Source organism: Streptomyces sp. NPDC059895 (genome assembly GCF_042731035.1).
Classification (GTDB): Bacteria; Actinomycetota; Actinomycetes; order Streptomycetales; family Streptomycetaceae; genus Streptomyces.
Genome location: NZ_JBHWKO010000093.1, coordinates 1295 through 11948 on the forward strand (window position 1 = coordinate 1295; position 10654 = coordinate 11948).

A 10654-nucleotide genomic window follows, 5' to 3' on the forward strand; every position below is an offset into this window, starting at 1 on the left:
CGCGGGCACAGCCCGCCCCGCCCGCGCTGGCGCCCCCCACCACCCCGCGGCCCCCGCCCCCCCCCCCCGCGGCGGGGCCCCGGGCGTCGCCCCGCGCCGCCGCCCGGGTCACCGCCGTGTCGTCGGCCGAGCAGGAAGACGTCCAGTTCCACGCTGTCGGGCCGGCGTTCCCCCGTAGCGACGAACGGCAGGCGCTGGACCAGGCGCTGCCCGCCCTCGACCGGCTGGTCGCCGCGCTGGAGGCCGCGGACGGCACCGGGGGTGACGCGTCCGCGGGCTGAGCGGTCGACGGCCCGCCGCGGCCCGTCCGGCCCCGGTGAAGCGGCCCGGTCGCTCTCGCGCGCTCGCGAAGCGCCGGCGCCCGACGGCCTCCTCGCCGGGGCGTCCACGTCATGGGGGCCGAAAATCCGGTGAACCTGCACACGGTCCTCCCACCGTCCGAGGGGGCTCCCGGCAGACGGCCCGTAGGGAGCGGGACCGACGTGACGGGACGCCGATCGCCGTCCGGTCAGCCGTGCGAGGGAGGTGCGGAAGGCGGCGGGACGGGAGACCGTGTGAAGAACACGGCCTCCGCGGGCACCGCGGAACCACATGGGTGAAGCCCGCCGCCGGGAGCGGCCGGTCCGGCGTGCCGGCCGCTGGCCCCTCGCTCCGCGGGCGTGCTTTGATCCTCCGCGTCGTGCAGGGCGCCGCTGACGGTTCCGCACCGCGGGACCGGGCGCACCTCGCACGGGAACAGCCGTCTGAAGGGAAAACGCGCGTGGAAAACCTCGCCTCTCGGATCGAGTCCGCCGAGCTGTCCGACTCCGACCTGGACAACGTCTCCGGGGGCCTCGGCCTCGGCGGATTCGCTGGAGTGCACCTGGAGACGCCCGTCGTGGGCGTCTGCGCCGACGTCCTGGCCGTCGCCTCGGCGGACGGAGCCGTGTCGGCCGCGAGCGTGCACGTCACCGCTCTGTGACGACAACGGGCAGGTAGCCAGGACCCCGGATCAGGCGATCCGGGGCTCCCGGCCGTCCGGCCCGCGTCCGATCGCGGTGCCCGTCGGCGGCGCGCCTACCGGAACCTGGCCAGAGCCTCCTCCCAAGCCGCGTCGGGCGAGGCCGCCGCCCGTCGGGAGTCCGGTCCGGTCGTCGTGCATGTCTTCCCCCTGCTCGCTGGATGGGTGTGGCTCTCGTGCGTGCTCCGGCTCACGCCGCGTTGATGACCACCGCCTTCACCTGGGTCCAGTCCTCCAGGTAGTCCGGGCCCATGGAGCGGCCGAAGCCGCTGTGCTTGTAGCCGCCGAAGGGCGCGCCGATCGCCCCGGCCGGTCCGCCGTCGCCGAGGGTGTTGACCGCGACCTGACCGGCCTGTACCCGGCGGGCCAGCCGCACCGCCCGTCCCACGTCCCGCGTCCACAGGGTGGCCGTCAGGCCGTAGCGGGTGCCGTTGGCGATCGCGACCGCCTCCTCCTCGTCCTCGTAGGTGAGCACCGACAGCACCGGACCGAAGATCTCCTCCTGGGCGATGCGCATCCCGGGGCGCACCCGGTCGAAGAGCGTCGGTTCGACGAAGTAGCCGTCGTCGTACGGCGCTCCGGTGAGCTTGCCGCCGCCGACGACCACCTCGGCGCCCTCCTCCCGGCCGATCGCCAGGTAGTCCAGCACCCGCCTCTCCTGCCGGGCGTTGATCAGGGGACCCATGTCGACGGGCTGGTGCCACTGCCCCACCCGTACGGCGCGGAAGCCCTCGGCGAGCGCCTCGACCAGCCGGTCGTGCAGGGAGGGGTGGACCAGGACGCGGGAGCCGGCCGCGCAGACCTGGCCGCTGTTCAGCACGATGCTGCGCACGATCGCCGGTACGGCGCGGGCGAGGTCGGCGTCGGGCAGCACGATCTGCGGGGACTTGCCGCCCAGTTCGAGCTGGAGCGGGATCAGGTTGCGGGCGCAGGCCTCCATGACGGCGGTGCCGGTGGCGGGGGAGCCGGTGAAGCTCATCTTGCGGATGCCGGGGTGCGCGGGCAGGGCGGCGCCCGCTTCGGAGCCGTAGCCGGTGACGACGTTGAGGACACCGGGCGGGATGCCCGCCTCCAGCGCCAGCCGGGCCAGGTAGAGGGCGGTGAGCGGGGCGTCCTCGGCGGGCTTGAGGACGACGGTGTTGCCGGCGGCGATCGGGGCGGCGGTGTTGAAGACGGTCATGGGGCCGGGCGCGTTCCACGGGATGATCGCGCCCACCACGCCGTACGGCTCGCGCAGCGTCAGGCCCAGGACGTCGGGGGAGCGGGTGGGCAGGGTGTCGCCGAAGACCTTGTCGGCCTTGCCCGCGAGATAGGTCAGCCGCGCGGCGATGGGGGAGGGGCCGACGGGGTGGCCGACCTCCATCGCCTCCAGGCGGTTGACGGTGTCGTCGTGCTCGCGCACCGACTCCGCCCAGCGGTAGAGGAGTTCGCCGCGTACGGCGGGGCTGGTGTCGCGCCAGGCGGGCAGCGCCGCCTCGGCGGCCCGCACGGCGTCGTCGACGTCCTCGGCCGTGCCGCGCGGGACGCGGGCGAGGAGGGTTCCGGTGGCCGGGTCGACGACGTCGAGGGTGGCCCTGGTCCGGGCGGGGACCCACTCACCGGCGACGAGGTGGGTGCCGTCGGGCAGGAGGGAGGCGATGTCGAGGGGGGCGGGGGCGGTGGTGGTCATCGAGATCCTCACGGGGGAAGGTGTCATGCCCGGTCGGTGGCGAGGTCGTCGGCGCGGTGGCAGGCGACGGCGGTCCCGTCGCGCTCGACGAGTTCGGGCCGGGCCGTCCAGCAGATGTCCTGGGCGAACGGGCAGCGCGGCGCGAACGCGCAGCCCTCGCTGGTGCGGCCGGCGGCCGCCGCCCCGGCCGTCGCGCGCTGCCGCTCGGCCCGGCGGCGGCGCTGGAGCACCGGGTCCGGGACCGGTGCGGCGGCCAGCAGCGCGCGCGTGTACGGGTGGGAGGGACGGTCGGCGACCAGGGCCGCCGGGCCGCGCTCGACGACCCGGCCGGCGTACAGGACCACGACCGAGTCGCTGAGGTGGCGCACGACGGCCAGGTCGTGGGAGATGAACAGGTAGCTCAGTCCACGGGTGTGCTTGAGCCGGGCCAGCAGGTTGAGCACCTGGGCCTGCACGGACAGGTCCAGCGCGCTGACCGCCTCGTCGCACACGACGAAGTCCGGCTCCATGACCAGCGCCCGGGCGATGGCGATGCGCTGGCGCTGGCCCCCGGAGAAGGACGCCGGATGACGCCGTGCGGCACCGGGAGGCAGCCCGACGTCGTCGAGGGCGCGCACCACCCGCTCCCGGATCTCCTCCGCCGGCAGCCCCAGGTTGTGGCGCAGGGCCTCGCCGAGCGTGTCGCCCACGGTGTGTGCCGGATTCATGGAGCCGTACGGATCCTGGAAGACGACCTGCATACGGCGGGCCAGCAGCCGGCGGTCCGCGCGGGAGCCGCGGGTGATGTCCGCGCCGTCGAACTCGACGGAGCCGCCCGTCGCGGGGACCAGCCCGAGCACGGCCGAGCCGATGCTCGACTTGCCCGAGCCGGACTCGCCCACGAGACCGACGGTCTCCCCGCGGCGCACCGTCAGGTCGACACCGCGCACGGCGTGCACCGTGCCGCCGCGCCTGCCGGACCGTCGGTAGGAGACGTTCAGATCGCGCAGCCGCAGCAGAGCCGTGTCCCGCTCCGGGGCCGCCGTACCGGTGTGTTCAGTCATGTGCCGCTTCTCCGATCAGCTCGGCGGGCCGGATGCAGCGCGTCGAGCGCTCCGGGGACGTGAGGCGGGAGATGACGACCGGCTTCTCCCGGCAGGCGTCGGTCACCCGCGGGCAGCGGTTCTGGAAGTGGCAGCCGACCGGCCACCGGTTCGGGGGCGGTACGGCGCCCTCCACGGCGGGCAGCGGTTCGCCCGGTACCGCGCGGTGCGGGTCGGAGCCCAGCAGTCCGGCCGTGTAGGGGTGGGCCGGTGCGGTGACCAGCGCGGTGACCTCGGCCTCCTCGACGACCTCCCCGGCGTACATCACCACGGCCCGGTCGCACAGGTCGGCCAGCACTCCCCAGTCGTGGGTGATGAGGATGACGGCGGTGCCGTTCCGCCGCAGTTCCCGCAGCAGGTCGAGGATCTCGGCCTGCACGGTCACGTCCAGCGCGGTGGTCGGCTCGTCGGCGATGACCAGCGCGGGCTCCCCGGCCAGCGCGGCGGCGATGCCGACCCGTTGGGCCATGCCGCCCGACAACTGGTGCGGGTGGCTGGCGGCGACCCGGGCCGGGTCGGGCAGCCGTACCCGTTCGAAGAGTTCGAGCGCCCGCCGCCGGGCCTCCTGGCGCGTGCACCCGGTGTGGACCCGTACCGCCTCCGCGACCTGGGCGCCCGCGGTGAACGACGGGTCGAGGCCGGAGAGCGGGTCCTGGGAGATCCAGCCGATACGGCGGCCCCGCACGCGGCGCAGCGCGGCCGCGTCGGCGCGGGCGAGGTCGGCGCCCTCGAAGCGGATCGTGCCCGCCGTGATCTCGCCCCCGGCGGGCAGCATGCCCAGCAGGGACGTCGCGGTGACGGTCTTGCCGCAGCCGGACTCGCCGACGATGCCCAGCACCTCACCGGCCCGCAGGTCGAAGGACACGTCACGGATGACGTCGGTCGGCGTGCCGTCGATGGGCAGCGCCACGGTCAGTCCACGGACCGACAGCAGCGCGTCCCCGGCGGGTCCGGCCGCCGGCGTGACCGTCCTGGGCGCATCGAGCAGGGCCTGACGGGTCGCGCGCCGGCGGGACGGAGGCTTGTCGGCCGGGGGCGCGTACCGCTCGGCGAGGGTGTCGCGCAAGCCGTCGCCGATCAGGCCCAGCGCCAGGACGAAGCTGATGATCACCGCGCCGGAGGGCACCAGCAGCCAGGGATCGGTGCCGACGTTCTCGGACGCCTCCGCGATCATGTTGCCCCAGCTGGCCCGGGTGGTGCCGAGGCCGAGGAAGCCCAGCCCGGTCTCCAGCAGCACGGCGTACGCCCCGTACACGGACGCCTGGACCAGGACGACACCGGTCACCCGCGGCAGCACGTGCCGGCGGATGACGACCCGGTCCCGGATGCCGTTCGCGACGGCGGCGCGGACGTACAGCTCCTCCTTGACGCCGAGCGTGGCCGAGCGGACGACCCGGGCCAGCAGGGGCGCCCCGAGCAGGCCGTTGGCGGCCATGGCGGCGCTCTCGTCGTCGGTGAAGACCGCGAGGACCACCAGCAGCACGATGATGACGGGGACGGCGGAGACCAGGTCGGCGCTCTTGAGGACGAGCCGGTCGAACCAGCCGCCCCGGTAGCCCGCGACCATGCCCGCCGGGACCCCGATCGTCAGATACACGGCCAGGGTGATCACCACGCCGAGGAGGGTGACCTGCCCGCCGTGCATCAGCCGGCTCAGCACGTCCCGGCCCAGCTCGCCGGTGCCCAGCCAGTGCGCGCCGCTGGGCGCGCCGAGCGCGACGGTGAGGTCCTGCTCGTCGGGGTCGTAGGGGGCCAGCCGGTCCGCCAGGAGCGTGACCAGCAGGACGAGGACGAGGTAGCAGGCCGAGACCAGCGCGGCACGTTTGCGGACGAATCCCTCGACGAGGCTCTTCATGTCCGCACCTTCGGGTTCAGCATCGCGTACACCACTTCGATCAGCAGGTTGATCAGCGTCACGGTCACCGTGAACACCAGGGCGACACCCTGGACCATGGGGATGTCCTGGGTGGAGGCGGCGGTCACGGCCAGGCCGCCCAGCCCCGGCATGACGAAGAGCGTCTCGGCGAGCACGGTCCCGCCGAACAGGGTCACCACGACCACGCCGAGGACGGTCACGACGGGGGCGGCCGCGTTGCGCAGCACGTGCCGGAAGAGGACGGACCGTTCCGGGATGCCACGCGCCCGCAGCACCCGGACGTAGTCCCGGCCCAGCTGGGTGAGCACGCCGTCACGGGTCTGTTTGGCCACCGGGGCGGTGGCCGGCACCCCCAGGGTCAGCACCGGGAGCACCAGCGACTGGAACCACTGCACGGGGGACTCGGTGAACGGGACGTACCCGGTGGCCGGGAAGACCGGCAGCTGCACGGCGAACGCCGTCATCAGCACCAGCCCGAACCAGAAGTTCGGCACGGCCAGTCCGACCAGGGCGATGCCGTCCACGGCCCGTCCGAGCACGCCGCCCCTGAGCGCGCTGAGGACGCCGAGCGCCACGCCGGCCACCGCGGCCACCAGGATGGCGCCGCCGATCAGCGAGAGGGTGACCCCGAGGCGGGAGGTGAGCTGGTCGCTCACCGGCACGCCGGAGGTGAGGGAGTCGCCCAGGTCGCCGTGGACGGCGCCGGTGAGCCAGTCCCAGTAGCGGACGGGGAGGGGACGGTCCAGGCCGAGCTGCCGGTCGAGGGCCTCGACCTGGGCGGGGCTCGCGTTCGCGCCGAGGATGGTGCGGCCGGGGTCGCCCGGGACCAGGCTGGTGAGGACGAACGTCAGGGCGGAGACGCCGAACACCACCGGGACGGCGCCGACGAGCCAGCGGAAGAGGATCCGGTGCATGTCACCTCGCTCCTTGCCTACTTGGTGGCGTAGAAGGCCAGCGGGCTGGCGAACGGGGCGCCCGCGCTGACCTTCACCCCGCCGACGCCGGGGCGGACGTAGTAGTTGACCGGGGTGAACGCGACCGGTGCGAACCAGGCGTTCTCCACCAGGTACTCCTGCATCTGCCGGTCCAGGTCCGCCCGTTCCGCGGTGCCGGCCGCGGCGGCCTTCCAGAACAGGGCCTCTAGCTCGGGCGAGCTGGTGCCGAAGCCGTTGAAGACCTTCGAGCCGGGCATGAACAGGTCCAGGCCCTCCAGGTACATCGGCTCCTCGGTGAAGCCGCCCGAGACCGCCGGGTACGTGCGGTTGGTCTGGTTCTCCACGAAGGAGGTGATGCTGGTCAGCGCGGTGACCTTCACCTTGATGCCCACCTTGGCCAGCTGGCCCGCGATCGCCTGCGCCATCGTGTCGAAGCCGACGAAGGTGGCGGCGAGGACGGGCAGTTCGAAGCCGTCCGGGTAACCGGCCTCCGTCAGCAGCCGCTTCGCCTTCGCCGGGTCGTAGGCGTAGTGGTCGGCGTACTCCTCGGAGTAGCCGTCCCCGCCCTCGATCACGGTCTGCACGGTGGGCTGCCCGCTCTCGCCGAGCAGGGCCTCGGTCACGGCCTCCCGGTCGATGGCGTAGTTGATCGCCTGCCGGACCCGGACGTCGCCGAGCGGCTTGGACACCTCGCCCGCGCGGTCGATCAGATTGAGTCCCTGGAGGATCACGGGAAGGCCGACGGTTCCCATGCCGGCGGACTTCGCCTGGGCGGCGGTGGTGTAGTCGCCCTTGTAGACGTCGACCTGCCCCGTCTTCATGGCGTTGACCGCGGTCTGGCCGTTCTGCACGATCCGGATGACGATCTTCTTGTAGTTCTGGCGGGACTTGTCGTAGTAGGAGGGGTTGGCGGTGTACGTGTAGTGGTCGCCGGCCACGCTGTCCGAGGGCTGGTAGACGTAGGGGCCGGCGCCCTGGCTCGTCCCCGTAGGTGTCAGAGCCGCCGCGTCCGCCAGACCCTTGGGGCTGATGATCTGACCGATGCCGTAGGACTGGGTCAGCAGGTAGGGGATGAGTGGGTTGGGCTTGGCCGTCCTGATGGTCAGGGCCAGTGGTCCGGTGGTCTCGACCGTCATGCCGGTGAGGTAGTGGGCCTGGTTGCCCTGGGCCTTCATGGCGTACTCGAGGGACGTCTTGACCGCCTGGGCCGTCACGGCGCTCCCGTCGGCGAACCGCACCCCGGAGCGGAGGGTGACGGACAGCTCCGTGTTGCCGGAGCCCACGTACGTCCAGGACTTCGCCAGGGCCGGCTCCACCTCGCCCTCGGGGGAGAGGTAGAACAGCGACTCGTACGACAGCATCGTGAAGTCGACGAAGCCGAGGTCGATGCTGCCGGGGTTCAGCGACGGCGGGGCCTGCTGTTCGGCGATCGTGAGGGTGTCACCGGGCACCTTGCTGCCGCCGGTGCTCGCGCCGCCGGCGGTGGCGCCGGTGCCACCGCCGCACGCGGCCAGCGTGAGGGTGAGCGCGGTGCCCAGGGCGGCGAGGCCCGCGCGGGAGGCCCGGAAGGTTCTCGGGGCAGCGTCGTGGGAGGTCATGGTCTCTCCTTGCTCGGAGCTGGGCGGGGCGTCGGCGCCGTGCGCCACTGCGGATCCGCCGCGACGGTGGGCCCGGGGCGCAGGGGTCACCCGGGCCCGTCGGTGGGGCGGGGGTGAGCGGTCCACGGGCCGCTGAGGGGGAGGGGGAGGCGTCCGTCGCGGAACCGCCGCGCGGTGACGGCCCGGGGCCGTGCGGGGCGGGCGGTGACGGATGAGCGGCGACGAACCGGAGGCGCTCCCGCTGCTCGCGAGGTCGTGCTGGAGGTGCTGCCGCACCGGGGGCTGGCCGGCGCGCCGGGCGCTGGCGGCCCGGTGCTGCAACCCTGCGGAAACGGGGCGGTGGTGTCTACCGGTCGTACAAGAGGAAAAGGGCGACCTGGACGCAAGATAAGCGTGCGGATCGCGTGTGGATCTTGAGGGTTGCGGTGCGTGTCGCGGGGGAGGGCGCGTGCGCGGTGGGGGCCGTGCACGCGTCCGGTACGTGGTGCGAGCCGCGCACGCGTCCGGTACGTGGTGCGAGCCGCGCAAGTCCCGTGTGCGGTGAGGGCCGCGCAAGTCCCGTGTGCGGTGAGGGGGCGTGCCCTTGCCGTCGGGCGCGCCCCCTTGCCGGAACCGGAACGGTCAGCCCAGCAGGCCGTGCAGCGCGTCCGCCGCCCCGCGGACCAGGTCCGTCCAGCCCAGGAGTGCCTCCCGGGAGTCGACGTAGGTGATCGCCGAGATGCTGACGCCGCCGATGACGGTGCCCTTGGCGTCACGGACCGGGGCGCCGAGGCAGCGCACGCCGATCTCGTTCTCCTCCTCGTCGAGGGCGAAGCCCTGGACGCGCACCCGTGCCAGTTCGGCGCGCAGCGTGTCCAGGTCGGTGATGGTGTGCTCGGTGCGGGCCGGCAGCCCCACCCGCCCGACCAGCGCGGTCAGTGCGGCGTCGTCCAGGCCGGACAGGACGCACTTGCCGATCGACGTCGCGTGCAGCGGGAGATGCATGCCCACGCGGGAGGCCGTCTGCACCGGCTTCGGACCGGTCACCTTGATCAGACAGGTCGCGGCGTCCCCGGTGCGCACCCCCAGGTGCACGGTGTTGCCGACGCGCCGGCTGAGCACCTCCAGCTCCGCCCGCATGATCTGGTCCTCCTCGCACCCCTGGGTGACCCGGGCGGCGAGGGCCCGCAGCCGGGGGCCGGGGCCGTAGCCGCCGGTGCCGTCGGAGGCCAGGAACGAGGTCGCCACCAGGTTCTGCAGGATGCGGTGCGCACTGGCCTTGGGCACCCCGGCGGCCGCGGCCACCTCGCCGAGTCGGTGCGGGTGACCCGGGGCCACGGCGGCCTCCAGCAGGTTGAGCGCCTTGTCGGTGGCGTTGCCCGCGAGGGAGCCGCGTCCCCCGCGGCCGCCGGGCTGAGAGTCCTCTGAAGTTTTGATCCCGACCATTGACAGGTCTCCCGTCGCACGCTTTCACTGATGAGCGTTCCGCCACAGGATACGCCATTCTGCGTAGTGGAACGCCCGGAGGAGCGGGGTCGGAGGGCTGCCGGCGCCCGCCTCGGAGGATCCCGGGCCGCGAGCGACAACCCACCGAGAGGACAGCACCGTGGTGCAGAAAGTCCACCGGGTCAGCACGACCCCGGACCAGATGGCAGAGATCGAACAGCAGTGGATCGACCCGGTCCGGGAGGACCAGGAACTCACCACGTTCCGGCTCTACCCGCAGCCCTCGCGCGGCAGCGCGGACGCCCAGGGCAGCTACCAGCTCTATCTGCCGCCCCAGTACGAGACCGAACCGGAACGGCGGTTCCCCGTCATCTACTGGCTGCACGGCGGCTTCGGGAACTCCCGCCAGGGTTCCGCAATGGTTGCGCGGATCGACAGGGCCGTCCGCGACGGCGTGATGCCGCCCGCGATCGTCGTCCTCCCGCAGATCCTGCCGATCGGCTGGTACGTCGACTCCAAGGACGGCGCCCGCCCCCTCGCCCAGATCACCGCGTTCGACCTGGTCCACCACGTCGACAGCACCTACCGGACCGTCCCCGAGGCCGCCGCCCGCACCGTCGAGGGCTTCTCCATGGGCGGCTTCGGCGCCCTCCACCTCGGCCTGAAGTACCCGAAGGTCTTCGGCAAGGTGTCGGCGGTCGCCCCGGCGATCCTGCGCGACCTGAAGGACGAGCCGGAGGACCGGGTGAACAACACCTACTTCGGCGACCAGGAGTACTACGACCTCTGCCACCCTTGGAGCCTGGTCCTCGCCAACGCCCCGGAACTGCGCCGCACCAGCCGGGTCCGGCTGCTGTCCGGCCGGCTCGACACCCGCCTGGCGCCCACCATCCGCGACCTGGACACCCGCTTCACCGACCTCGGCGTGCCCCACGACTTCTTCGAGTTCCCGGACGCCGACCACGAGTACCCGGACATCATGGACGGCTACGGCGACCGGTACTACGCCTGGTGGCGCACCGCCTGACGGACTCCCCCTCCCGGTCCGCCGCCGCGCGCCCGCCCGTCC

8 protein-coding genes and 1 pseudogene are annotated in these 10654 nt (G+C 73.3%); 3 read left to right on the forward strand and 6 right to left on the reverse strand.

All coding sequences use genetic code 11. From position 1 onward, the window contains the following. Both ACFV9M_RS41025 and ACFV9M_RS41030 read left to right on the forward strand, forming a co-directional pair. Nucleotides 1-281 (forward strand): annotated as a pseudogene (locus tag ACFV9M_RS41025) (hypothetical protein); the annotation flags it as partial. Between the two features lie 479 nt (nt 282-760). Further along, on the forward strand, nt 761-961 hold the full coding sequence (locus ACFV9M_RS41030; protein WP_385079070.1) for a hypothetical protein: 201 nt from the start codon (nt 761-763) through the stop codon (nt 959-961). A gap of 229 nt (nt 962-1190) precedes the next feature. On the opposite strand, the gene ACFV9M_RS41035 is transcribed toward ACFV9M_RS41030, so the two are convergent. The 6 genes from ACFV9M_RS41035 to ACFV9M_RS41060 form a co-directional block, all read right to left on the reverse strand. After that, on the reverse strand, nt 1191-2669 hold the full coding sequence (locus tag ACFV9M_RS41035; protein WP_385079073.1) for an aldehyde dehydrogenase family protein: 1479 nt from the start codon (nt 2667-2669) through the stop codon (nt 1191-1193). Nucleotides 2670-2692: 23 nt separating this feature from the next. Next, entirely contained in the window at nt 2693-3712 is a 1020-nt protein-coding gene (locus ACFV9M_RS41040) for an oligopeptide/dipeptide ABC transporter ATP-binding protein (RefSeq protein ID WP_385079076.1), read from the reverse strand. Next, nucleotides 3705-5606, reverse strand: a complete 1902-nt coding sequence (locus tag ACFV9M_RS41045) for a dipeptide/oligopeptide/nickel ABC transporter permease/ATP-binding protein (protein WP_385079078.1) — start codon at nt 5604-5606, stop codon at nt 3705-3707. Before ACFV9M_RS41045 ends, ACFV9M_RS41040 begins: the two co-directional genes overlap by 8 nt. Continuing rightward, entirely contained in the window at nt 5603-6541 is a 939-nt protein-coding gene (locus tag ACFV9M_RS41050) for an ABC transporter permease (RefSeq protein WP_385079080.1), read from the reverse strand. The genes ACFV9M_RS41045 and ACFV9M_RS41050 overlap by 4 nt, the downstream gene beginning before the upstream one ends. Before the next feature lie 17 nt (nt 6542-6558). Further along, a complete protein-coding gene (locus ACFV9M_RS41055; RefSeq protein WP_385079082.1) occupies nt 6559-8160 on the reverse strand; it encodes an ABC transporter substrate-binding protein in 1602 nt (533 codons plus the stop codon). 621 nt (nt 8161-8781) lie between these two features. After that, entirely contained in the window at nt 8782-9585 is an 804-nt protein-coding gene (locus ACFV9M_RS41060) for an IclR family transcriptional regulator (protein ID WP_385079084.1), read from the reverse strand. Nucleotides 9586-9745: 160 nt separating this feature from the next. Between ACFV9M_RS41060 and ACFV9M_RS41065 the strand changes: the two genes are divergently transcribed. Further along, nucleotides 9746-10612, forward strand: a complete 867-nt coding sequence (locus ACFV9M_RS41065) for an alpha/beta hydrolase (RefSeq protein ID WP_385079087.1) — start codon at nt 9746-9748, stop codon at nt 10610-10612. Nucleotides 10613-10654 lie beyond the last annotated feature (42 nt).